Origin of the sequence: Thomasclavelia cocleata (genome assembly GCF_900102365.1) — a bacterium.
Taxonomy (GTDB): Bacteria; Bacillota_I; Bacilli_A; order Erysipelotrichales; family Coprobacillaceae; genus Thomasclavelia; species Thomasclavelia cocleata.
In genome coordinates, this window is record NZ_FOIN01000002.1 from 42,248 (window position 1) to 66,751 (window position 24,504).

The 24,504-nt window shown below is 29.9% G+C and carries 23 protein-coding genes; 3 read left to right on the forward strand and 20 right to left on the reverse strand.

The annotated features are described in order from the left end of the window. Window positions 1–76 precede the first annotated feature (76 nt). The 5 genes from BMW96_RS01425 to agaV form a co-directional block, all read right to left on the reverse strand. A complete protein-coding gene (locus BMW96_RS01425) occupies window positions 77–730 on the reverse strand; it encodes an HAD family hydrolase (protein ID WP_092351761.1) in 654 nt (217 codons plus the stop codon). Window positions 731–750: 20 nt separating this feature from the next. Continuing rightward, the gene (locus BMW96_RS01430; protein ID WP_092351763.1) at window positions 751–1,398 is read right to left on the reverse strand and encodes a hypothetical protein; all 648 of its coding nucleotides are present in this window, start codon (window positions 1,396–1,398) and stop codon (window positions 751–753) included. A gap of 96 nt (window positions 1,399–1,494) precedes the next feature. Continuing rightward, the gene (locus tag BMW96_RS01435) at window positions 1,495–2,403 is read right to left on the reverse strand and encodes a PTS system mannose/fructose/sorbose family transporter subunit IID (protein WP_092351765.1); all 909 of its coding nucleotides are present in this window, start codon (window positions 2,401–2,403) and stop codon (window positions 1,495–1,497) included. Then, complete coding sequence (locus BMW96_RS01440; protein WP_092351767.1) at window positions 2,393–3,214, reverse strand: PTS mannose/fructose/sorbose/N-acetylgalactosamine transporter subunit IIC; 822 nt, start codon at window positions 3,212–3,214, stop codon at window positions 2,393–2,395. The genes BMW96_RS01435 and BMW96_RS01440 overlap by 11 nt, the downstream gene beginning before the upstream one ends. Window positions 3,215–3,257: 43 nt before the next feature. Next, window positions 3,258–3,734 carry a PTS N-acetylgalactosamine transporter subunit IIB gene (agaV, locus tag BMW96_RS01445; protein WP_092351769.1) on the reverse strand — a complete coding sequence of 159 codons (477 nt, stop codon included), beginning with the start codon at window positions 3,732–3,734 and terminating at the stop codon, window positions 3,258–3,260. Between the two features lie 596 nt (window positions 3,735–4,330). Between agaV and BMW96_RS01450 the strand changes: the two genes are divergently transcribed. Next, the gene (locus BMW96_RS01450) at window positions 4,331–4,816 is read left to right on the forward strand and encodes a QueT transporter family protein (RefSeq protein WP_092351771.1); all 486 of its coding nucleotides are present in this window, start codon (window positions 4,331–4,333) and stop codon (window positions 4,814–4,816) included. 51 nt (window positions 4,817–4,867) lie between these two features. Here the strand turns inward: BMW96_RS01450 and BMW96_RS01455 are convergent, their stop codons facing one another. The 3 genes from BMW96_RS01455 to carB all read right to left on the reverse strand — a co-directional run bounded on the left by BMW96_RS01455 (window position 4,868) and on the right by carB (window position 9,233). After that, entirely contained in the window at window positions 4,868–5,137 is a 270-nt protein-coding gene (locus BMW96_RS01455; RefSeq protein ID WP_092351773.1) for a DUF1905 domain-containing protein, read from the reverse strand. A gap of 141 nt (window positions 5,138–5,278) precedes the next feature. Continuing rightward, complete coding sequence (locus BMW96_RS01460) at window positions 5,279–5,776, reverse strand: DUF6568 family protein (protein ID WP_092351776.1); 498 nt, start codon at window positions 5,774–5,776, stop codon at window positions 5,279–5,281. A gap of 238 nt (window positions 5,777–6,014) precedes the next feature. Further along, window positions 6,015–9,233 (reverse strand): carbamoyl-phosphate synthase large subunit, encoded by a 3,219-nt coding sequence (gene carB, locus BMW96_RS01465; protein WP_092351778.1) that lies wholly within the window; start codon window positions 9,231–9,233, stop codon window positions 6,015–6,017. A gap of 301 nt (window positions 9,234–9,534) precedes the next feature. Between carB and BMW96_RS01470 the strand changes: the two genes are divergently transcribed. Both BMW96_RS01470 and BMW96_RS01475 read left to right on the forward strand, forming a co-directional pair. Continuing rightward, window positions 9,535–10,005 carry a DUF1003 domain-containing protein gene (locus BMW96_RS01470; protein ID WP_092351779.1) on the forward strand — a complete coding sequence of 157 codons (471 nt, stop codon included), beginning with the start codon at window positions 9,535–9,537 and terminating at the stop codon, window positions 10,003–10,005. Between the two features lie 53 nt (window positions 10,006–10,058). Then, the gene (locus BMW96_RS01475) at window positions 10,059–10,934 is read left to right on the forward strand and encodes a glycoside hydrolase family 25 protein (RefSeq protein WP_092351781.1); all 876 of its coding nucleotides are present in this window, start codon (window positions 10,059–10,061) and stop codon (window positions 10,932–10,934) included. Window positions 10,935–10,984: 50 nt separating this feature from the next. On the opposite strand, the gene ilvA is transcribed toward BMW96_RS01475, so the two are convergent. The 12 genes from ilvA to adhE all read right to left on the reverse strand — a co-directional run bounded on the left by ilvA (window position 10,985) and on the right by adhE (window position 24,459). Next, window positions 10,985–12,187: a threonine ammonia-lyase gene (gene ilvA / locus BMW96_RS01480; protein WP_092351783.1), complete on the reverse strand. Its 1,203-nt coding sequence runs from the start codon at window positions 12,185–12,187 to the stop codon at window positions 10,985–10,987. A gap of 96 nt (window positions 12,188–12,283) precedes the next feature. Further along, window positions 12,284–12,463, reverse strand: a complete 180-nt coding sequence (locus BMW96_RS01485) for a DUF4250 domain-containing protein (RefSeq protein ID WP_092351785.1) — start codon at window positions 12,461–12,463, stop codon at window positions 12,284–12,286. Beyond that, complete coding sequence (locus BMW96_RS01490) at window positions 12,463–13,281, reverse strand: Cof-type HAD-IIB family hydrolase (protein WP_092351787.1); 819 nt, start codon at window positions 13,279–13,281, stop codon at window positions 12,463–12,465. The genes BMW96_RS01485 and BMW96_RS01490 overlap by 1 nt, the downstream gene beginning before the upstream one ends. Before the next feature lie 143 nt (window positions 13,282–13,424). Continuing rightward, window positions 13,425–13,862 (reverse strand): DUF188 domain-containing protein, encoded by a 438-nt coding sequence (locus BMW96_RS01495; protein WP_092351789.1) that lies wholly within the window; start codon window positions 13,860–13,862, stop codon window positions 13,425–13,427. After that, window positions 13,850–14,431 (reverse strand): rhomboid family intramembrane serine protease, encoded by a 582-nt coding sequence (locus BMW96_RS01500; RefSeq protein ID WP_092351790.1) that lies wholly within the window; start codon window positions 14,429–14,431, stop codon window positions 13,850–13,852. Before BMW96_RS01500 ends, BMW96_RS01495 begins: the two co-directional genes overlap by 13 nt. Beyond that, window positions 14,432–15,232: an immunoglobulin-like domain-containing protein gene (locus BMW96_RS01505; RefSeq protein WP_092351792.1), complete on the reverse strand. Its 801-nt coding sequence runs from the start codon at window positions 15,230–15,232 to the stop codon at window positions 14,432–14,434. Between the two features lie 349 nt (window positions 15,233–15,581). Continuing rightward, window positions 15,582–17,021, reverse strand: coding sequence for a glutamate--tRNA ligase (gltX, locus tag BMW96_RS01510; RefSeq protein WP_092351794.1), 1,440 nt, complete (start codon window positions 17,019–17,021; stop codon window positions 15,582–15,584). A gap of 1 nt (window position 17,022) precedes the next feature. Beyond that, on the reverse strand, window positions 17,023–17,505 hold the full coding sequence (gene ispF / locus BMW96_RS01515) for a 2-C-methyl-D-erythritol 2,4-cyclodiphosphate synthase (protein WP_092351797.1): 483 nt from the start codon (window positions 17,503–17,505) through the stop codon (window positions 17,023–17,025). A 72-nt stretch (window positions 17,506–17,577) separates the two neighbouring features. Next, complete coding sequence (locus tag BMW96_RS01520; protein WP_092351799.1) at window positions 17,578–18,279, reverse strand: DUF2238 domain-containing protein; 702 nt, start codon at window positions 18,277–18,279, stop codon at window positions 17,578–17,580. Window positions 18,280–18,465: 186 nt separating this feature from the next. After that, window positions 18,466–20,070: a CTP synthase gene (locus tag BMW96_RS01525; protein WP_092351801.1), complete on the reverse strand. Its 1,605-nt coding sequence runs from the start codon at window positions 20,068–20,070 to the stop codon at window positions 18,466–18,468. Between the two features lie 406 nt (window positions 20,071–20,476). After that, the gene (locus BMW96_RS01530) at window positions 20,477–21,730 is read right to left on the reverse strand and encodes an HdeD family acid-resistance protein (RefSeq protein WP_092351803.1); all 1,254 of its coding nucleotides are present in this window, start codon (window positions 21,728–21,730) and stop codon (window positions 20,477–20,479) included. Window positions 21,731–21,810: 80 nt separating this feature from the next. After that, the gene (adhE, locus tag BMW96_RS01535) at window positions 21,811–24,459 is read right to left on the reverse strand and encodes a bifunctional acetaldehyde-CoA/alcohol dehydrogenase (RefSeq protein WP_092351805.1); all 2,649 of its coding nucleotides are present in this window, start codon (window positions 24,457–24,459) and stop codon (window positions 21,811–21,813) included. Between the last annotated feature and the right edge of the window lie 45 nt (window positions 24,460–24,504).

Below are 24,504 nucleotides of genomic sequence, written 5' to 3' on the forward strand. Positions count from 1 at the left end.
ATAAAACGAGGATAACTTCCTCGTTTTTATTTACATAAATATAAAAAAAGGAAATGATTCCTAGTCACTTCCAAAATTATAAATATTCACCACTATCAAACTCAGTAAAATCAGTAATACAAAAATCCGCACCATATTTAGATAACACCTCAAAATCACTACCAATTCCAACAACCAAACCAGCACCAACTTCTTTTGCATATCCAATTCCAGTTTTACTATCCTCAAAAATAATACAATCTTCAATTTTGACATTTAAATTTTTTGCAGCATCATTAAACATACTAATTTTATTAACATGATTTCCATCATCATAAATAATTTTATCAACATTAAACCACCTATCTAATCCAAATGTCTTAACAAAAAAATCAATGTTCTCTTTAATTGACGCACTTGCAATAGTAAATGGAATATTATGTTTCACTAAATAATTAAAAAACTCTACTGCACCTTCTAATAAATGTAATTTATCTGGATGTTCCAAACAAATATCACGATATACTTTCTCCTTATATTTTGAATAATAATCATTATTCTCTTTAGACATATCTGCTTGAATACAATACAAAATATCTTTATTATTTTTTCCATGCATCTTAATTCTTAATTCATCATCTAAATCCTTACCAGTTATTTCTTTAGTTATCCTTTGCCATGCAATATTATGAAATGGAGTATCATAGAACAATGTCCCATTAAAATCAAAAATAATTCCTTTAAATTTCATTTTATTCCCTAAAAAGCATTCTACTTTAACATTTCAATATGCTCTTTCGCTAATTTAACATATCTTTCTTTTGGATTAAAACAAACAATAGCATTTTCAAAATATGTAATAGCACGTTTATTTTCACCCAATCGTTCATATTGAATAGCAATCATATATAAGATAACTCCTAAAGAAAAACCATAGAATTTCTTTGAATCAATCTGTTTATCCATTTCCTCTATCAAATCATTACGCTTATTAATCATAACTTCGTAAGCTTGTTGATTATACTTAACAATATTTTCATCCTTATTTTTACAAATCTCATTTAATAAAATATCAGCATACTTTTTATTTTCCTTAAGAATAAAAATATGATAATACAAAATTAAAAAAGACTCTTTATCATCAGGATTCTTATAATCTGTATTAATGATATGCTCTAACATTTTATCGAACTTTTCAACATTTTTATCCAAATAATAAGCCTTTACTTTATATAAGTCACAAGTATAATCACCCAAAAATAATCTTGATAGTGGCATATCAGATAATTTTTCGGTTAAAGAAAAATCCTTTTTATTAATCGAATTATCTAAATTACTTAATTGAAACTTCTTTAAAAGCTGGATAATAAAAAAAACAAGGAATAAAATGAAAATAACTGTCATTGTAATTGCATTCATACCAATAATTCACTCCTTTTATAAAACAAAGGGCTACGGATCCAATTGAACCATAACCCCTTTTTGTTCTTGTTGTTAAATATTTTACAATTTATTTTATTCTTCAGCAGGTAATTCATACCATTCAACAAGTGGAGTATATCCACCAGGAATTGTATTTCCTTCAGCATCCATAGCTTTAGAATCACCAGCAAAGATACCAAATGCACATCCAACGATACCAACAACTAAGATTAATAAGATACATTTAACTGGAGTCCATCCTTTTTTAATTAAAGCATAGATTCCTAAAGTGATTAATAATGGTAATAATTTTGGTAAAATACCATCTAATAATCCTTGAATGTTAATTGCTGGATCCCCAACAACAATACGTAAACTAGTTGTACCATAGTTTGCAATTAATCCACCTACAACGAAAATACCTAAGATACTAGCTGCACGTGTAAATTCTTTTGCATTAGAAGTAAGCATAGTAACTGCTTTTGTTCCAAGTCCATATGACCAGTGCATTAGCCACCAACGAACAGCAAATTGTGCTACGTTGAAAATAACTAAGAATAAGATTGCCCCAAGGATTGAACCATCCATAGCAATATTTGCAGTTAAACCTGCAGTAATTGGTACTAATGTTAACCAGAATAATGCATCACCGATACCACCTAATGGTCCAGCTGCAGAAATACGTACTGAACGAATTGTACTTGTTTCAGCTTTATTTTGTTCTAATGATAAAACGATACCCATAACGAATGTTACTAAGAATGGGTGAGTATTAAGGAAATCTAAGTTATGAGCCATAGAAGCTTTTAAGTCTTCTTTATTAGTATGAATTTTTTGAAGACCAGGTAAAATACCCCATAACCATCCACAAGCTTGCATTCTTTCATAGTTGAATGATGCTTGTAAGAAACATGACAACCAAACCATTTTGTTTAGAGTCTTTTTATCCAACTGTGGAGCTGGTGTTAAATCTTGATATCTTTCAGGAATATTATATGCCATCAGACTCACCTCCTGTATTTGTTCCTACACTGTTTTTAAGTTTTGTATGGATTAAGAAGTCATAGATAGCAATTGCAACACCTACAAATGCACATAATAACAATGTTGCACTAGCAGTAGTTGGGTTAGCACTACAGATAATTGACATTGCAAAACCTGCAAGTAAGAATCCCCACATTTCTGATGACATCATAACTTTCATTAAGATAGCGAATCCTACGAATTTCATAGCTCCACCAGCTGCATCTAAACCAGCCATTACCCATGAATAATCGAAAGCGAATTCTTTTAAAGTAGTTCCTAAAGCAGTACCACCATATAAACCAGCTACAGCTAAAACACCAAATAATGTACCTAAGATACCCATTTCAATAAAGTTGATGTTACGGATACCTTTTACATCAGCATTTTCTGCACATTGATCAGCTTTAGCCATCATACCTGACATAATTGTAAATGTTAAAGTTACAGCATATTGTCCAAATACTGCAAATGGAATAGCTAACCCCATTGCGGCACCTACACCATCAGCAGTTGCTTCCATGTTTAAAGAAATTGCGAAAACTGTTGCCATAATTCCACCTAAAATCGCATTTGGTGGTTGAGCTCCACCGATTGGCATACTACCAATCTGAATTAATTGATATGCACCACCAACTACAATACCTAATTGGAAATCCCCTAAGATTGCTCCAATAATAGGACATGTTACGATTGGTTGATACAATGATTCCAAGAAGCTGAATTGGTCAATCCCCATAATAAATGCAACGATAAATACCAATATAGCTTGGATAAAGTTTACATCCATCTTCGTTCTCCTTTCAATTGTCTGTTAATACAGAATCTTTTTCCTATTTAAATAATTTGTCGATGCTTTCAGCAGGTGTATCTGGAACACGTTTAATTTCCAATTCAACTCCTAAATCCATCAATTTCTTAAAAGCTGCTACATCAGCGTCATTAACTGCAACAGATGTAGCTACTTGACGTTTTCCTTCAGCCATATGCATGTTACCAATATTTAATTTTTTAATTGGTACACCACCTTCGACTAATCTCAAAACATCATGAGGGTTGTCACAAATGATAAAAATCATTTGTCGATCTGCTGCCTTATGAATCGTATTAATTGTTTTTTCAATTGTCCAATAGCGTGTTTGAGCATAACTTGGTGCAGCCATGTCCATTAACCCTTGTCTAAAAGTGTCTTCAGCAACTTTATCATTGGCAACTAATAATAAATTTGCTCCAACAACTCCAGACCATTGAGTAGCCACTTGTCCATGAATCAAACGTTCATCGATTCTTGTTAGAACTATATTAGGCATATAAATTCCTCCCTTCGCTAGACCTAATTGTAAGCCCTTTAATCTTACATCATATATTTTAACAATATCTGTTAAACTAGTCTTTGTACTTTTTATTTATGTTTTTATCTTTTTAAACATTTCCACTTATATAAATCCATAAAACATTAAATATTTTATTTTTTTATATAAAATATTTTTGTATAAAACTAAGTTTAATAATTTTTGTAAACATAGATGTATATTTAAGACTTATTCTGCCAACACTTATAATTATAATATTTTTTTTCAATAATTCATAATAAAATTATAAATTTTTTCAAAATTTTATTTTTTTATTATATTTATAAATTTTTTTACTTTTCTCAACATTAACATCACCGGCTAATTATCGTAATTACACAACATATATATTACAGATACTAGTGTTTAATACCATATAAACAATTATTTAATTCACTTTTTTTATTTCTGAAACTATTTACTACAGATTATATCAAAATTTATAAAAAATATTTTTTTAAATCTAGTTATTTTATAAAAAATCATATATAATATTTCTGTTTTCAATGAGGTGACATATAAGTGAAAATAGTATAACGAAAGGAAAAAAACTAATGAATAAACATATTTCAGTAAAACTAATTGTGATCAATGCAATGATTGCAAGTATTTATGCTGCACTCACTTTAGTAATCTCACCTATTGCATACTCAGAAATTCAATTTAGGCTATCAGAAATCATGGTCTTTTTAGCTTTCTATAACAGAAAATACATCCCTGGTTTAATAATAGGATGTATTGTAGCCAACCTCTTTTCACCCATGGGATTACTTGATGTAATCTTTGGAACAATTAGCACTATAATAGTTTGCATAGCTATGTACTTAATCAAAAATAGATATTTAGCTGCTATAACTGGCGCACTAATAACAGGTATAATTATTGGTGGTGAACTTTGGTATGCATACCAAATCCCTTATTTAATTAATGCTCTTTATGTAGCAATAGGTGAATTAATCGTCCTAATTATTGGTGCATTTATATTTAATGTATTAGAGCATAATAACCGATTTATGAATATACTTATAGATCACATATAAAAAAGCTTATTTGTATTGTATTATTAATCAATACATAATAAGCTTTTTTAATCATTCTCTTTCCTTAATTGTAACATGTACCATATCACCAGGCTGTTTTTTTATAACTTTTCTAATATCTTTGCGTAATCCTATAATATGATTAGGAGTTTTCATTTTCACCAAACTTCCTTGGTACTCAACACCATCAAAAGTAGCAATTACTTTAACACGCCCTTTATTAAATTCCTTCTTTACATCAAAAGGAAAATCAACATATGCACCATCAATATCTGGTACCTTTTTTATTATTGCATCAAATTCATATACCTTTACATTCATTGTATCACGCCTCCTTAAATAATTATAACCTGCTAAAAAAGAAATAATTCTACATTTTTTCTAAACCCATAATCCATTTCAACAAAAACATATCTTTTTATCGAAATATTATAAAAAAACAGCTGAAAAACAACTGTTAATTTATTTTTTATCAAGTTTATATTTTTGTACCCACTCATCAATAACCGTTTCATTCATACCAGATACAGAAAAATTCAAATAATTTTTTTCTTTACCTTTTTCTGCATAAAAAACTCCAGGGGTTGTGGTAAATTCAGGAAAATATTTTTTTATAATTGCAAGATTCTCTTGTTCACTACGATCTTCATTATCAAGAATAACTTCATACATAACTACATGGTGTGTTTTAATATATTCATCAAATACTGAATGAAAATCACGACAATATAAACAATAAGTAGTAGAAAAGATAATTGGAAATGATTCTTTCTTTTTCAATTTAGATTCCATCTCTTCTAATGTAATATAAATTATTTCTCCAGGGGTTGAATCTCTTTTATATTCAGTAACCTCCTCTTGATCCTTATCCTTTTTATCAGGTTTTTCATTAATATTTTTATTACAAGCCGTTAATCCTATGATCATTAAACAGATCATCACTATTTTCATAAACTTCATATCTACATTGCCTCCATTATATAAATCATTTACATATTTTAACACTTTTTGCTACAACAATAATATATTATAAAACAAATAATCAATTATTGATATACTTTTTAATATTTTATTATATCAATAAACACATATTAATAAAAACTCTTATAAAGAAAATAATAACAATTTTGATAACTAATACTTAAATACATTTAAAACTAAACAAAATAAAATACAGCCTTATGCTGTATTTTACTTATTATTTAATTGAAGCATGATAATCTTGTAACGATTTAACCTCATGGCTACCATGAATCTTCATTTCCATAATCCCCTCAAGCGAAGCTTTAGCAGCAGCAATATTTGTCATATATGGAATTCTCATCTTAATAGCTGATTTACGAATATAACTATCATCATGTACACTTTGTTTACCATTAGGTGTATTAATAATCATTGCCAAATCTCCATTAGTTAATGCATCAGTTATATTTGGGCGACCTTCATGAATCTTTTTAATCTTTTCAACAGGTATTCCGTTTTCCTTAATTAATTCATATGTCTTACCAGTTGCAACAATTGTAAACCCTGCATCATAATACCCTTGCGCAAGTGCAACAACTTCTGGTTTATCCAAATCACTAACACTCATTAATACTTTACCTTCAGTTGGTAAAATAGATTTAGCACCTTCTTCAGCCTTATATAGGGCTGCTCCATATGAACTTGCAAGTCCTAATACTTCACCAGTTGAACGCATCTCTGGTCCTAAAATCGGATCAACTTCAGGGAACATATTGAATGGGAACACTGCTTGTTTTACCCCAATATGCGGAATTTTCTTTTCTGTTAAAGATAATACTGGTGAAGGACGTCCTGTCAAATCACTAGTAATAATATCTGTAGCAATTTTAACCATATTAATATTACATACTTTTGATACTAGAGGTACCGTTCTTGAAGCTCTTGGATTAGCTTCTAATACATATACTTTATTATCAGCAATCGCATATTGCATATTCATTAAACCACGAACATTCATTTCTTTCGCAATTTTCTTTGTATATTCTTTAATTGTTTCTAAATGACGAATTGGAATATGTTTAGAAGGTAAGATACAAGCTGAATCACCTGAATGAATACCTGCTAATTCAATATGTTCCATAACAGCAGGAACAAATACATTTTCACCATCACTAATTGCATCAGCTTCACATTCCATTGCATTATTTAAGAAACGATCAATTAAAATTGGACGATCTGGAGTAACACCAACCGCAGCATTCATATATTGTTTAAGACTTTCGTCATCATAAACAACTTCCATTCCACGTCCTCCTAATACATAAGAAGGTCTTACCATTAATGGATAACCAATTCTCTTAGCAATATCTAATGCTTCTTCAACATTTACTGCCATTCCTGATTCAGGCATTGGAATTTCTAATTTTTCCATCATTTCATTAAACAAATCACGATCTTCTGCCATATCAATTGTTTCTGGAGTTGTTCCTAAAATATTCACACCATTTTTCTTTAATTGTGCTGCCAGATTCAATGGTGTTTGTCCACCAAATTGAGCAATAACCCCAACTGGTTTTTCTTTTTCATGGATACTTAAAACATCTTCTAAAGTCAATGGTTCAAAATATAATTTATCAGAAGTATCATAGTCAGTAGACACTGTTTCTGGATTACAGTTAACGATAATTGTTTCAAACCCTAATTTCTTTAATGCTAGAGCAGCATGAACACAGCAATAATCAAATTCAATCCCTTGACCAATACGGTTAGGTCCACCACCTAAAATCATGATTTTCTTTTTATCATGATGGATATCACTATTATCTTTGGCATTATATGTTGAATAATAATAAGCACTATCTTTTGTTCCACTTACATGTACTGGTTCCCAAACTTGATTAATATCATTAGCTAGTCTTTCTTCTCTAATAATATTTTCTTCAACATTTAAGATCTGGCTTAAATATTTATCTGAAAAACCATTTTGTTTTGCTTGTTTTAATACATCAACTGGTAAATCTTTACCTTGATATGTTTTAATATTTTCTTCTTCTTCAACCAACTCTTTCATTTGTTCAATGAAATAATGTTTAATTTGTGTTAATTCAAATAATTCTTCAACTGTGGCCCCTTTTCTCAACGCCTCATACATAATAAATTGTCTTTCACTAGTTGGTACAGTTAACATATGTAATAATTCTTCTTTAGATAACTTATTAAAGTTTTTAGCATACCCTAAACCATAACGTCCAATTTCTAATGAACGAATTGCTTTTTGAAAAGCTTCTTTATAAGTTTTTCCAATACTCATTACTTCCCCAACAGCTTTCATTTGAGTACCAAGTTTATCTTCAGCTCCTTTGAATTTTTCAAAAGCCCAACGTGCAAACTTAATTACAACATAATCACCATCAGGTACATATTTATCTAAAGTCCCATATTTTCCACATGGAATATCTTCCATCGTTAAACCAGCAGCTAACATTGCTGATACTAGTGCAATTGGGAATCCAGTTGCTTTAGAAGCCAAAGCAGATGAACGAGAAGTTCTTGGATTAATTTCAATAACAACGATACGATCACTTACTGGATCATGAGCAAACTGAACATTAGTTCCACCAATTACACCAATTGATTCAACAATTCTAAATGCTTGATCTTTTAAACGATCTTGTACTTCTTGGCTAATTGTTAACATTGGTGCACTACAGAACGAATCTCCAGTATGAACTCCCAATGGATCAATATTTTCAATAAAGCATACTGTAATCATATTGTTATTAGCATCACGAACAACTTCAACTTCTAATTCTTCCCAACCTAAAATAGATTCTTCAATTAAACATTGACCAACTAAACTAGCCTTTAACCCACGAGATACAACTGTTGTTAATTCCTCAACATTATATACAAGACCTCCACCGGCACCACCCATAGTATAGGCAGGGCGTACAACTACTGGATACCCCAATCGATCAGCAATCGCTAAAGCTTCTTCAACTGTTGTTGAAATTTCACTACGAGCCATTTCGATTCCTAATTTATCCATTTCTTTTTTAAATTCCAAACGGTCTTCACCACGTTCAATAGCATCAACTTGAACCCCCAATACCTGAACGTTATATTTATCTAAAACACCAGCTTCATTTAATTCAGAACATAAATTTAGTGCTGATTGCCCCCCCAAGTTAGGAAGTAAAGCATCTGGTCTTTCTTTTTCAATAATCTGAGTTAATCTCTCTACATTTAATGGTTCAATATAAGTAACATCAGCTGTTTCTGGATCAGTCATAATTGTTGCAGGATTTGAATTTACTAACACAATTTTATAACCTAATCCTCTCAATGCTTTACAAGCTTGAGTTCCAGAATAATCAAATTCACAAGCTTGACCAATAATAATTGGACCTGAACCAATTACTAGTATAGTATTAATATCTTCTCTTTTTGGCATTTTTGTTCCTCCATATAATCTTAATCAATGTCATAAAAAAACATATCAAGTAAATGATATGCTAACTATAAAAAATAGAAATATAAAAGAATTGAAAATGATTCATAATAGTTCTAACAGTCTGTTTAACAAATACTTTAAACATCATAATCTCTCCTTTATAACTTTATCTTCACTATTATACATAAATCCATTACTAAATTCAACATTTTTTATAAATATTTATTATCATGAAAAATCTTCATATTTAAATATGTCTAAAAATAAATAAAACTGTTAATAATTATCATAAGGTGATTTAATGAAAAACTTAACACATAACAAAATTATTAAAGAAATTATTGAAAATGTTCGTGATGATATGCAAGATGAAGAAATCATTCACCTTGTTCTAGAAAAACCAATTTCAAGCAACAAACAAGAAAAAGAAACTTATGGTCAAAAAATAGCTGATAAAATTGCTCATTTTGGTGGAAGTTGGCATTTTATTATTATTTTTACAGTATTACTAATTTCCTGGATGGTATTTAACCATTTTATCAAAGATAGCATTGATCCTTACCCCTTCATCTTATTAAATCTTATCCTTTCTTGCATCGCCGCCATTCAAGCTCCAATTATAATGATGTCCCAAAACAGGCAAGAACAAAAAGATCGGCAAAGAAATGAAAATGATTACAAAGTCAATTTAAAAACCGAAATAATTATTCAAGACCTTCACAATAAATTAGATTTAATTTTAGAAGAATTAGAAAAAATAAATCAGGAATAAAATATCGCCATATATCGACAACTATGCTAAAATCTAGTTGTCGAGGTGATATCATGAAGAAAAAAAGATACTTTAACAAAAAAAATATTTTATATTTATCATTAATAAGCAGTATTACTTTTTCATGTTCGCTATATTATAAGAGATATCTACCAGATTATTTAATTCACAGCATTGTTATATTTTTAGTTATTTTATTTTTCTATTTTTCATTTTTATTAAACAAATATAAAAAACAACACAATTTTATTAAATCAATTTCAATAATAATATCAATTTGTTTATTCATTTCTAGTATCATGATTTTTAATCATAATGATAAATTATCTAAAGATGGTATCTATATTGGCATTGATATCTCCAAATGGAATGAACAAGTTGATTTACAACTAGCCATTCAAGAAATTGACTATGTAATTATTCGCTGTGGTTATACCTCATCAACTGATGGAACAAAAACTATCGAAGACCCTTATTTTAAAAAAAATATTAGACAATGTGAAGAATTATCAATTCCTTATGGTATTTACTATTATTCACTTGCCCGTGATAATATTCAAGCTAAAAAAGAAGCACTTTTTGTAAATTCTTTATTAAAAGATAAAACTCCTGATTTAGGTGTCTTTATCGATTTAGAAGATGAAGAATTTCAAGGAAACCTTTCAAATGATACCCTAAGTTCCATAGCTATTAATTTTTTAGAAAATATTCCCAATTACAATAAAAAAGGTATTTATGCTAATCACCACTGGTGGACAACAAAATTAACAGATAACAAGTTAAATACCTATATAAAATGGAAAGCCAGGTACAATGATACTCCTACCATCGAAAAAGACTATCACATTTTACAATATAGCGAAACAGGAAAAATTAAAGGAGTAATTGGAGATGTTGATTTAAATATGATTTCAAATAAATATTGGTAACTAAAAAGGTAAAATTTTCCTTAATTTTACCTTTTTAAAATACTTCTACATTAATTGATCTTAGTAATCTTATAACCCAATTTATCAAATTCATTAATAATCATATCAATATGAGAATTACCATTTGTTTCCACTGTAACTCTTAACTCTACTTCAGAAAAACGAGCAAAATTCTTAAACTGGTTATGATCAACTGCAATAACATTAGCATTACACTGATTCAAAACCTTAGATACCAACTCCAACTGCCCTGGCTTATCTTGTAATTGTACCGAAAAAGTAAAAATTCTTCCTCTTGAAATTAACCCCTTATTAATCATTGAAGAAATAGTTAAAACATCTATATTTCCTCCACTAATTAACGAAACTACCTTTTTATTCTTCTCATACAATTTCTTCAATCCTGCTAACGCTAAAATTCCAGATCCTTCAGCTACTAATTTATGCTTTTCAACCAATAATAAGAAAGCATCCATCAATTCATAATCATCAACAGTAATAATACCATCAACATATTTTTTAATATATTCAAATGTTTTATTACCAATTGTCTTAACCGCTGTCCCATCAGCAATTGTATTAGCCTCAGCTAAAGTTACTACCTGATCTTCATGAATAGAGGCCAAAGCACTTGCAGCACCTTCAGGTTCAACACCATAAATCTTAACATTTGGATTTATTTGCTTAGCAGCACAAGCAATTCCAGCAATTAAACCGCCACCTCCAATTGGAACTAAAATTACATCTGCATCTGGTAACTCCTCTAAAATCTCTATTGCAATTGTTCCTTGTCCTTCAATAACATCTTCATCATCAAAAGGATGTACAAATGTATACCCCTCACTTTTTTGTAATTCTACAGCCTTAGCATAAGCTTCATCATATACCTCACCATATAAAACCACATCTGCACCATGTTGCTTTGTAGCATCTACCTTTATTAAAGGTGTATGGGCTGGCATACAAATAGTTGCTTTGACTCCTAATTTTTTGGCAGCATATGCCACACCTTGAGCATGGTTACCTGCTGATGATGCAATCAACCCTTTTTTCTTTGCTGTATCATCAAGTTTAACGATTTTATTAAAAGCCCCTCTAATTTTGAAAGCACCTGTTTTTTGTAAATTCTCTGGTTTAATATAAACATCATTTCCACATTCACTAGAAAATGCATCACTATGAATTAAATGGGTTTCTTCAATTACTTCATCTACTCTTTTTTTTGCTGTTTTAAAATCCTCTAATTTTAACATTCTTACTTCCCCCTTAATCATACACCATTATATCACCTCTAATCTAAAAATAAAATAATGTTTGTTCTTACACTTAAAAAAGCAGAACAAATTGTCCTACTTAACTTTTATTTGATTACTTGCTTTATCAAAAATAAATCCATGTCTTTGTAGACGTTCCATAACCATATCAACATCTGCATCATTTATCTCCAATAAATGTTCTAAAGACATATCATCATCACGAAGTTTTGTATTTAAAAAACTCACTAACATATTAATATCATTTGGCAACATCAAATCTCACCCTTTTCATTTAATAATTTTAAACATTCATAAATGCCCTCATCATCATTAGATAATGTAATATAATCAGCACATTGTTTCACCTGGTCAACAGCATTTTCCATTGCCACTCCCATTCCAGCAAATTCAATCATACTTAAATCATTGTAACCATCACCAAAACTAATTACTTCTTCTTGTTTTATCCCTAGACGTTCAATCAAAGCCTGTAATGAGGCTGCTTTATCAATCCCTTGCGCCATAACTTCAATAAAAAAAGGTGCTGAACGATAAATACTCAAAGAATCACCATAAGGCTCTTTAAACTCATCAATAATTTTTTCCACATACTCAGGTTTCCCTGTCAATAAAACCTTATTCACTGAAAAATCAACTGTTTCTTTAAAATTCTTTACTAACTTAATTGGCAAGTGATTAATTTCACTTTCAATAATTACATATTCATCATCTATATCTTCTGTAATAATCACTCCATCAGCATAAGTCATTACAGCAAGACCATACTTTTTAGCACGATCATAAACATCATGCGCTATTTTTGCATTATATACTTTTTGATAAATAGTTTCCTTAGTTTGATAATCAACCACTTTAGCTCCATTAAACGATAAAAGATAACCACCTGTTTCATTTAACTTCAGTTCATCGGCTTCTTTATACAAACCAGCAGTTGGTCGCCCTGAGGCTAAAACAATCACTACCCCTTGTTTAGCTAACTCTTGTAATATTATTTTTGTCTTAGGCAAAATTTGTTTATTAGTACTTTTTAATGTACCATCTAAATCTAATGCAATTAATTTATATGTCATTTTTCTACCTCTCAATATATACAAAGTTTATTAAAAGATAGTTATTTTGTCAAATATTATTAAAAAAGATATTTGACAATCTTATTATAACCTAATAATCTAAAATTTATTTTATAACTTTAAAAATACTAGTTCATCAAAAACTAGCATTTATTTATAATCAAATTCTTTAATTGTCTTAAAAAATAATCCTGCATTTCATTAGTTCTCTTTGTAGGTCCTTTACAACGCTTACCAGCCCGTCTTTGCTTTGCACCAAGATATCTATCCATTAACAATTGATTAATATTATCATTGGTAATTATTTTACCTGATGGATGCAATACACCAGCACCTCTAAGTAAAACAAGACTAGCTAAACCATAATCCTGACTTATTACTAAATCACCTTTTTTACATCTATCAACAATCGCCTGGTCAACACTATCAACACCTATTTCACAAAAAACAACTTCAAAATAATCATCCTGTATCAAATGAGCATAATCCACAAAAACAATCATTTCAATCGAATGATATTTAGCTATCTCTTTAATCTCCATTAATCCTGGACAACCATCACCATCAATTAAAATAACCATAATTTACAACCAATTAAAATTGTCATTGCTAAAAAACCTCCAACTAACCCACCTAAATGTCCAGCCTTAGAAACCTGACGATTAAAAAAAGTAAAAGCTATATTTATAGCAATAATATACATATATGATTTAAGCAGCACATAAAAACCGCCTCCAACAAAAACCCCAAGTGATATCATAGCTCCTAAAAAACCATAAAAAATCCCACTAGCACCTAACGTTACTGTATCATAAGCATTAATAAACTTTTTACCTTGATAATAACAAGCCCCACTAGTTGCAATACAACTAATTAAAACTAAATAAAGATACTGCCCAGTTCCTAAAAGAGGTTCAAAAAACTGCCCTCCTAAATAATATATACTATAAACATTCATAAAAATATGTACAATATCAACATGTACAAAATTTGCTGTTATAAAACGCCAATATTCCTTTCTCACATCAACTCGCGGCATATAAAATGCCCCATATTTAATAGCTAAAGATACTTTATCATCACTCTTATCAATAAAATTAATAATCAAAAAGACAATTATGGAAATAAGTATAATCATATTTGTTATCATTTAACGCCCTGCCTTTTCTGACTTTACAACTGTTACTCTTCTAGTTCTTTGTAAAGTACGTCCCTTATCATTTGTAACTGAATAAATAACTTCATACTCACCTATTTCATTAGTGTTAACATTATTTTTCAATATTTTTATTTTTGTAGTAATATTATTACCATTACCATCAGTAGCCACAACTCCATCCAATGGATCAAAAAGACTCCCCTTCAAAATTTCCATATTATCTATCCCAGTTAAAGTTGGTTTATTACCATTTTCACCAGCAACAATTTTAACTCTTAATGTCGCAGACTGGTTCCCAGCCTTGTCTTCTACCACGATCCATTCTACATAAGAACCTTTTTCCTTGAAAATTTTATATGTGTTTTTTTCTCCGTCATCATCTTTAAAATATGCTGTAATCTCTGAATTATCTTCCACTTTTTCAATCAAATCAATTGCATAAACTTCAGTGTTTAACATCACATTAAATATTGAGGCTTTTAAAGTAACAACAGGTTTCGTAGTATCAACAATTCTTATATAAAAAGGATAATCTATTCCTAAATATGTTGCAGACACTTTATAAAGCCCTATTTCATTCTTTAATTCCGAAAAATTTAAAACTACTTGTGACAAAATAGTTTCATTAGCATTTATGTAATGCTGTGGAGCTGTTGATATTTCACTACCATATTCATATATAAAAGTATCTCGTTTAATTGTTAAAGGGGTAATATTAAAAGCACAAATAATCATAATCGCATTAATAAAAACAAAAAATACTAATACAACTGCAACTATCCGATTCTTCATAAAATCACCTACTCCCTATAACTAATTATAACATCTTTATATAAAAATTGCGTCAATTATGCTAATGAATATTCACGAACTATATTATGCCTTTTATCCATAAAAATCAATCACATTTAAACATAATTAATAAATTTTAAAAATATAAATTATCAAGAAAATTGTTTATATCTTACCAATATTAATAATCTGTTATTTTAAACAATCCACACTCAAAAAAACAACAAATATTTACTGTTATATCCCCTTGTTTCACAAACATATTTAAACTTCAGATCTGGCTTTGACGAGCATCATACCAATTACAATTCATAATACCCTTATATTAACAATCATCAAAAAAGAACAGTTAAAACTGTTCTAATCTTGATAACACTTTTTCTTTACCTAATAAACAAATCGAACTAGCCAAATCAGGACCATGCATAATACCTGTTGTTGCTATTCTTAATGGCATATATAGCATTTTACCACGTACCTTAGCTTCTTTTTGTGTTGCTTTTATACACATTTGAATACTTTCTTTTGTAAACTCATCCAAGTTAGCTAATTGATTTTTAAATACTTTCAAAGTATTTGGAATACTTTCATCTTGCATAAATTCTTTTGCTTCGTCATTTAAATTTAATTCATCATTAAAAAATAAATCAACTAATCCAACAATTTCTTTTCCATAAGATAATTGATCATGATATGTAGCCACTAACATATTTATCCATTCATCACTTCTATTTGATAAATCATAAGCTTTTTCTAAAAATGGTTTACATAGATCAATTACATTTTCTAATGATCTATCTTTAATATAACGATTATTAACCCATGTCAACTTATCCTTATCAAACATTGAAGGTGATTTAGACAATCTATTTTCACTAAATTCTTTAATTAGTTCTTCCTTAGTAAAAATCTCTTTTTCCCCCTCTGGTGACCAACCAAGTAACGCCATAAAATTAAACATTGCATCAGGTAAATATCCCTCATCTTTATATTGAGAAACAAATTGCATAATACTTTCATCTCTCTTTGACAATTTCTTTCTTTGTTCATTAACAATCAAAGTCATATGTCCATATGTAGGTGGTGTCCATCCAAGCATTTCATAAATCATCATTTGCTTAGGAGTATTACTTAAATGCTCCTCACCTCTAAAAACATGTGTAATATCCATTGTATGATCATCAATAACTACTGCATAGTTATAAGTAGGAATGCCATTAGCTTTGACTAAAACCCAATCACCTATATCATCTGATTCAAATGAAACATGACCACGAATCATATCATTAAATTCATAAGTTTTACCAGCAGGAACTTTAACTCTAATCGTATAAGGTATACCAGCAGCCTCTTTTTCCTTCACCTCTTCTGGGGTTAAGTCTCGACATTTACGATTATACATTGGTGCTACACCAGCATTAACCTGACGTTCATGTTCTTTATCTAACTCTTCTGGTGTACAAAAACATTTATACGCAAGACCACGATCTAATAATTCTTGTGTATATTTTTGATAAATATCTAAACGCTCCATTTGACGATATGGCGCATATTTTGGATTAGGATTTAATGGCGATTCATCTGGAACAATCCCTAGCCATGCCAGATTATCCAACTGACTAGCTTCGCCTCCATCAATATTTCTTTCCACATCAGTATCTTCTAAACGAAAAATGAAATCTCCTTGATGATGTTTTGCAAATAAATAATTAAATAATGCTGTTCTTGCACCACCAATATGTAAATGTCCAGTAGGACTAGGCGCATATCTTACTCTTACTTTTTCCATTTTAAAATCCTTTCTTTTTTAACATAACCACGCATTGACTAACCACACCCTCTTGGCGTCCAATAAAACCTAGTTTTTCACCACGTGTCGCTTTAATATTAACATCAGCAATATTACATTTTAAAATATTACTAATATTTTCTTTCATTTTCTGAATATGGGGTGCCATTTTAGGTTTTTCAATTATAATAATTGCATCAAGATTATTTATCTCATAGCCATGTGCTGACATCATTTCATATGTTTTTTCTAATAAGATTAATGAACTTATACCTTTATACTGGTCATCTGTATCACTAAAATGTTTTCCAATATCGCCTAAGCCTAAAGCCCCTATAATACTTTCAATAATCGCATGACATAGAACATCTGCATCACTATGACCTAATAATCCATACTCAAAATCAATTTCTACCCCACCTAAAATTAGTTTTCTATTTGCCACCAATTGATGAATATCTATTGACTGTCCAATTCGATACATTTTCTCACCCCTTCACGCCATATTCTAGCACAATCGCCTTGTATATTCTAGGGAATTTTAAAAGAACTCTTTTTAACCGAGTTCCTTTTTTACCTTATTCTTACGTCGATCTTCTTTTAAATACTCAGCCATCCCTACTATTGAAGCACCAGCTAAATCTAACATTAAATCCTTCATTGTATCATTTAAAGCCTCATGTCCTAACAACGGCTCATCTTCTTTACCATATAAAGTTCCTCTAGTCGACTTCATATACTGCTGATTATTTGTACCAAAAATATCATCAACCAAATATTCACCAATTTCCCATATGGCACCTAAAGCCAGTGAAAACAGTACTACACTTACACAAATATACATATGGCCCATTGACAAATTAATACTATCTCTCTTAACAAAATAATCTATTAATACAAAACCAACATATGCCAAAATAATCCCTGAAAAAGCATGTAGAATTGAATCCCAAACAGGAATCTTTTTATAAAAATCAAAAACATCCCCTAAAACAAAACCACAAAACGCAAATATTGTTAAAGATGTCTCTAACATGATTGGTATTTTTAACCCTAATTTATCTTTAAGGTGATCTGGTAAAATAATTATTCCCATCATCAATAATAACTGTACAATCGAAAATATTAAACGTCTAATTTTTTTACTATCATCGACAATAAACAAAAATACTATAGCCGCAATTAACATAATCATCGTTAAAGTACAAATAATAGTTTTTATTATTTTAAGCCTTTTAGTTGATTTAGTCTCTAACATCCTAATATCCTCCATAATTTATTGTATTATAACAAAATCTTTTAAAAAATCCCATTAATAAATAATAAACAAGTTATTAATTCAATAAATTATATCTAAAATATCAATCTTTATTACCATGAATTCATTATAAATATATAAATTTTTTTAATTCCTTTCCAATTCTATATAAATATAGATCTAAACCTATCTTTGATACTTACGATTACAAGCAGCACTAATTAATCCTTGAAACAATGGATGCGACCGATTGGGACGACTTGTAAACTCTGGATGAAATTGACAAGCAACAAAATATGGATGTTCTTTAATTTCTATAATTTCAACCAAATCTCGTTCCAGATTAACCCCTGCAACAATTAATCCATTTTCTATCAACAACTTCCTATAATCATTATTAAATTCATAACGATGCCGATGACGTTCTTTAATTTTTGATGTTCCATATAATTCTCTTGCTTTACTACCTTCAAATAATTCACAATTATAATCACCTAATCTTTGAGTACCTCCCATGTCTGTTAATAACTGATCTGTCATTAATGTAATAACAGGCTGTTTTGTTGACTCATCAAACTCTAACGAACTAGCATCTTTCAAACCACAAACATTACGTGCATATTCAATTGTTGCCAATTGCATTCCTAAACAAATTCCTAAAAATGGAATTTTATTGATTCTAGCATATTTGATAACATCTATCATTCCATCAATTCCACGATTACCAAACCCACCAGGAACAATAATCCCATCTGCTTCTCTCAACTTTTTTTCAACATTATCACTAGTTATATCTTTTGAATCAATAAAATCAATATTTACAATACTATTTTCAAAATATCCTGCATGTCTCAATGCTTCATTAACAGACAAATATGCATCTGGTAGCTGGGTATATTTACCAACTAATGCAATCGTCACTTCATGTTCTAACCCTTTTATACGTTCGATTAAACTTTGCCACTCTTGCATATCTGCTTTTGATGCTTCAATTCTTAAATGTTCTAATACCAAATCATCCATATGTTGTTCTAATAACATCATTGGTAATTCATATAATATTTCCACATCATAATTTGAAATAACATTTTGAATAGGAACATTACAAAATAAAGAAATCTTCTCTTTTAGTTCTTTTTCAATATATTTTTCACTACGACAAACAATAAAATCTGGTTGAATTCCTAACCCTCTAAGTTCTTTAACACTATGCTGAGTTGGCTTAGTTTTTACTTCATGACTTGCCCCTATATAAGGCAATAAAGTTGTATGAATATATAAAGTATTTTCATATCCCAAATCTAAACGAATTTGACGAATTGCTTCTAAAAACGGCAGACTTTCAATATCGCCTGTTGTTCCACCAATTTCTGTAATTACAATATCAGCATCAAAACTAGATGCCCCAGCATAAATTCTTTCTTTAATTTCATTAGTAATATGTGGAACCACTTGTACTGTTACACCTAAATAATCACCATGACGCTCCTTGGAAATAACCTCTCCATAAATACGTCCAGTTGTAATAGACGAATTGTAGTTTAATTTTTCATCAATAAACCTTTCATAATGGCCTAAATCCAAATCTGTTTCTGCACCATCTGCAGTAACGAAAACCTCACCATGCTGATATGGAGACATTGTTCCTGGATCAATATTAATATATGGGTCTAATTTTTGCATATATACTTTCAAACCACGCTGTTTTAAAATTCTCCCTAATGATGCTGCTGTTAACCCTTTGCCTAATCCTGACACAACTCCACCTGTTATAAATATGTATTTTGCCATTTTCCATTCTCCTTATGTTTTATATCAAAATAAAAACGCCTTCTTTTAGAAGACATTTAATTGCCCTCTTACATTTTACCAACTTTTTATTATCTAGGCAATAATTTTTTTTCATCATAATATAAAATAAAAGAAGGCGTGGGGAACACCTTCCATATGTATAGGTCGTTCTTGGGGAAGAAGGGGGGGTGACCTATACTTATATATTATCTTGTCTTGACGACATATGTAATAATATAAAATAAATATGAACGGATTATGAACTTTACAGTAAATTGTACAAAAAAAGAAACAATTTCTTGTTTCTTTTTTGGCATAGGTGATTATATGGGAGAGGGGTCACCTATGCAAGTATTATTGTCTTTCTTTTACATAACCATAATACATATATGAATATACCTTATTTTCATTTAATTGTCAATATATTATAAATATTTTTAGTAATAATTGTACCATTAATCCTTTGGTATTCTTTTTCCAGATAATTCTGGTAAGTCCCTGGAGAAATTATACCATTCAAATCAATTATATCCATTCCAGCTTTTCCCATAATCGTTTCTGCAAGCTTTACACAATTAGATCCTAAAACAAAATAAGTTTTAAAACGCCCTTTTTTAAATTTATAAAATTTTGTTTTAGTACGTAAATATAATTTACTAGCATAATCATTACAATCATCTTTATTTTTATATGAATGTGGATACCATTGATAAGTATTCTCAAATATTTTTCTAATCTCTGCCTTTACACTTTCTAATTGTTTTGCAGTTAAACGTACACCATAACTAAAAATAGTTTTTTTATCTACTTCTATACAAAAAGGAATATAACTTTCTCTTGGAGCAACAAATATAACACCATCACCAATTGATTCACACAATCTAATTGAATCATAATCATAATTACCATATGAAATAACATTATTATCAATACAAATATCACAATGCCCAATTGTTCCAAACCCATCTGGACTAACATGTATAAATATCTCTACATTTGCATGATCATGATCATCTAAAAACTTTTCTTTAGGCTCTACTGCTAAACGTTCATTAATATAATCCATCATTACTTTAGGAATAATTGCTGATATAAAAATTGGAACAGGTATCCGAATTCTACGCTTTAAACTATCCTTATGTTGCTGTGGAACTACAGTAAAAACGCCATCAATAACATAGTTTATTCCTAAAAATAAACCATATACACCAATAAAAATCATCATTACATTCGCATCAACATATCGCCCCAAAAACAATGCTAATCCATATATTATTAAAAATATCGCTCCACATAAAACTGGAAAACGTCGATCAACTTTATCCTTTTTATAATTAAGATAAGTGATAAACTTAACAACTCCGTTTAAAGTAATATATAAAGCAAAAATTGCAAATAATAATCTTATTGGAATAGTTGTATAAATAATAATAAAAAAACCTATCACAATATTAATAATAATATTAAATAAATCCCCTTTTAAATGCCTCTTAATAAAAACCCCTAATCCATGAAACCCATTTATAATTAAAATCCATCCTAAGACATCAAATACACGCATTAAAAAATTATCACGTTGAATAATCGCCATAGTTGAAATAACAATCAGAATTAGACCCAAAACACAATAATAAACTGAATTGTAAATATTTCGTTTCACCTAATCCCTCCTTTGATATATTATATCACATAGCAAAAAAAGAGACTACTCATAATGAGTTGTCTCCTTGATTATAAAAATTATTTATCAAATTTATTTTTGTAATCCCAAATAGTTCTTAAAATTGCTTCCATATCATGTACCATTGGCATTCTTGGGTTTGCTGGAGTACATTGATCTTCATAAGCATTCATAGCCATTCTGTGAATTGCTTCATCCCATTCTTTTTTATCAATTCCTTGAGATTCAATATTAGAAGCTAATCCTACTTTATGACATAATTCTTCACAAGCATCAGCAAACATTTGAACACCTTCTGCAGGAGTTTTTGGATTTAACCCGATTAATTGAGCTAATTCCATATATTTAACATCAGCTTTATAATTTTCAATTTTTGGCCAAATATTTAATTTAGTTGGGATAGTTCCATTATATTTAATTACATGTGGTAATAAGATACCATTTGTACGTCCATGTGGTACATGGAATTCTCCACCAATTTTATGAGCTAATGAGTGGTTCATACCTAAGAAAGCATTAGCAAATGCCATACCTGCAATTGTAGCAGCATTATGCATTTTTTCTCTAGCTAAAGGAGTTCCTTCTTTAACTGATTCTTCTAAGTAATCAAATACTAATTTAATAGCTTGTTTAGCCCATCCATCAGTGAAATCAGAAGCTAAGATAGATACATAAGCTTCAACTGCATGAGTTAATACGTCAATCCCTGTATCAGCTGCAATACTTGCAGGTAAAGACATAACAAATTCAGGGTCAACAATTGCTACTGTTGGAGTTAAAGCATAGTCAGTTAAAGGATATTTTTTGTTACAAGATTTATCAGTAATAACTGAGAATGGTGTAACTTCTGAACCTGTACCTGAAGTTGTTGGGATACAGATTAATTTAGCTTTCTTTCCTAATTCAGGGAATTTGAAAGCACGTTTTCTAATATCCATGAATTTTTGTTTAATATCATCGAAGCAAACTTCTGGGTTTTCATATAATAACCACATAACTTTTGCTGCATCCATTGAAGATCCTCCACCTAATGCAATGATTGTATCAGGTTGGAATTTATTCATTAATTCAAGACCAGCTTGAACTGTATCGAAACTTGGATCTGGTTCAACATCAAAGAATAATTCTAAATCTACTTGATTTCTTCTTCTTCTAATTACATCTTCAATTTTTTCTACATAACCAAGATTGTACATACCTCTATCTGTAACAATCATGGCTTTTTCCATAATTTTCATATCTCTTAAATATTTAATCGAATTTTTTTCGAAATAAATTTTTGGAGGAAGTTTAACCCATTGCATATTGTTATTACGTCTCCCTATTCTCTTAATATTGATTAAGTTAACAGCACTTACGTTATTAGATACAGAGTTATGTCCGTAAGAACCACAACCTAATGTTAATGATGGAATAAATGCATTGTAAACAGAACCAATACCACCGAATGTAGATGGAGCGTTTTCGATAATACGGATTGCTTTACAAGCATGTCCGAATTTTTTAGAAATTTCATGATCTTCTGTATGAATTGCAGCAGAGTGACCTAAACCATTAAATTCAACCATTTGAGTTGCTTTTAAGATACCATCTTCTGTACTTGTAGCTTTTAACACAGCTAATACAGGAGATAATTTTTCTCTTGTTAATGGCTCATTAGGACCAACTTCTTTACATTCTGCACAAATAATCTGAGTATCTTCTGGTACCTTGAATCCAGCTTGTTCAGCGATCCAAGTTGCAGGTTTACCAACTACATTTGGATTTAACTTAGCAGCATTAACATTATCACTATATGATACTGCTCCAAACATAAATTGTTCTAATTTAGCTTTTTCATCTTTATTTACAAAGTATACTTTAAATCTTTTGATTTCTTTCATGAAAGCATCATAGATTTCAGCATCAACAATAACAGCTTGCTCAGAAGCACAAATCATACCATTGTCAAAAGATTTTGATAATACAATATCATTTACAGCTCTTGGTAATACACAAGTTTTTTCTACATAAGCAGGAACGTTACCAGCCCCTACACCTAATGCAGGTTTTCCACAAGAGTAAGCAGCAGCTACCATTGCATTACCACCAGTTGCTAAGATAGTAGCAACACCTGGATGTTTCATTAATGCAGTAGTTGCATACATTGATTTTAAATCTAACCATTGAATACAATCCTCTGGAGCTCCAGCAGCAATTGCAGCATCTCTAATAACTACAGCAGCCATTACAGAACATGCATGTGCACTAGGATGGAATGAGAAAATGATTGGATTTCTTGTTTTTAAACAAATCAATGATTTAAAAATTACTGTAGAAGTTGGATTAGTTGTTGGAACAATACCACATACAACACCAACTGGTTCAGCAATTTCAGTTATACCTAAAAGTGGATCTTCATTAATAATCCCTACAGTTTTTAAGTGACGTAAATTGCTTGTTACATATTCACAAGCAAATAAGTTTTTAACTGCTTTATCTTCAAATACACCACGTCCAGTTTCATTTACTGCCGCTTCAGCTAATGTACCATGAGCATCTAGTCCAGCTACAGAACATTTAGCTACAATGTAATCTACTTGTTCTTGAGTAAATTCTTCAAATTTTGATAAAGCTATTTGAGCTTTTGCAACTAGTTGATCAACATGAGCATCAATTTCTTCATTAGTTGGTTCAACTACTTTGTTAACAGCTTTTTTTTCTGCCATTATTTCTTCCTCCAATTCATTGTGAAATATTTAATTTGTTTCCAT

Bases quoted from the DNA above. Each gene is read 5' to 3' on its own strand.
- BMW96_RS01425 (WP_092351761.1), bottom strand. From the start codon at position 730: ATGAAATTTAAAGGAATTATTTTTGATTTTAATGGGACATTGTTCTAT.
- BMW96_RS01430 (WP_092351763.1), bottom strand. From the start codon at position 1,398: ATGAATGCAATTACAATGACAGTTATTTTCATTTTATTCCTTGTTTTT.
- BMW96_RS01435 (WP_092351765.1), bottom strand. From the start codon at position 2,403: ATGGCATATAATATTCCTGAAAGATATCAAGATTTAACACCAGCTCCA.
- BMW96_RS01440 (WP_092351767.1), bottom strand. From the start codon at position 3,214: ATGGATGTAAACTTTATCCAAGCTATATTGGTATTTATCGTTGCATTT.
- agaV (WP_092351769.1), bottom strand. From the start codon at position 3,734: ATGCCTAATATAGTTCTAACAAGAATCGATGAACGTTTGATTCATGGA.
- BMW96_RS01450 (WP_092351771.1), top strand. From the start codon at position 4,331: ATGAATAAACATATTTCAGTAAAACTAATTGTGATCAATGCAATGATT.
- BMW96_RS01455 (WP_092351773.1), bottom strand. From the start codon at position 5,137: ATGAATGTAAAGGTATATGAATTTGATGCAATAATAAAAAAGGTACCA.
- BMW96_RS01460 (WP_092351776.1), bottom strand. From the start codon at position 5,776: ATGAAGTTTATGAAAATAGTGATGATCTGTTTAATGATCATAGGATTA.
- carB (WP_092351778.1), bottom strand. From the start codon at position 9,233: ATGCCAAAAAGAGAAGATATTAATACTATACTAGTAATTGGTTCAGGT.
- BMW96_RS01470 (WP_092351779.1), top strand. From the start codon at position 9,535: ATGAAAAACTTAACACATAACAAAATTATTAAAGAAATTATTGAAAAT.
- BMW96_RS01475 (WP_092351781.1), top strand. From the start codon at position 10,059: ATGAAGAAAAAAAGATACTTTAACAAAAAAAATATTTTATATTTATCA.
- ilvA (WP_092351783.1), bottom strand. From the start codon at position 12,187: ATGTTAAAATTAGAGGATTTTAAAACAGCAAAAAAAAGAGTAGATGAA.
- BMW96_RS01485 (WP_092351785.1), bottom strand. From the start codon at position 12,463: ATGTTGCCAAATGATATTAATATGTTAGTGAGTTTTTTAAATACAAAA.
- BMW96_RS01490 (WP_092351787.1), bottom strand. From the start codon at position 13,281: ATGACATATAAATTAATTGCATTAGATTTAGATGGTACATTAAAAAGT.
- BMW96_RS01495 (WP_092351789.1), bottom strand. From the start codon at position 13,862: ATGGTTATTTTAATTGATGGTGATGGTTGTCCAGGATTAATGGAGATT.
- BMW96_RS01500 (WP_092351790.1), bottom strand. From the start codon at position 14,431: ATGATAACAAATATGATTATACTTATTTCCATAATTGTCTTTTTGATT.
- BMW96_RS01505 (WP_092351792.1), bottom strand. From the start codon at position 15,232: ATGAAGAATCGGATAGTTGCAGTTGTATTAGTATTTTTTGTTTTTATT.
- gltX (WP_092351794.1), bottom strand. From the start codon at position 17,021: ATGGAAAAAGTAAGAGTAAGATATGCGCCTAGTCCTACTGGACATTTA.
- ispF (WP_092351797.1), bottom strand. From the start codon at position 17,505: ATGTATCGAATTGGACAGTCAATAGATATTCATCAATTGGTGGCAAAT.
- BMW96_RS01520 (WP_092351799.1), bottom strand. From the start codon at position 18,279: ATGTTAGAGACTAAATCAACTAAAAGGCTTAAAATAATAAAAACTATT.
- BMW96_RS01525 (WP_092351801.1), bottom strand. From the start codon at position 20,070: ATGGCAAAATACATATTTATAACAGGTGGAGTTGTGTCAGGATTAGGC.
- adhE (WP_092351805.1), bottom strand. From the start codon at position 24,459: ATGGCAGAAAAAAAAGCTGTTAACAAAGTAGTTGAACCAACTAATGAA.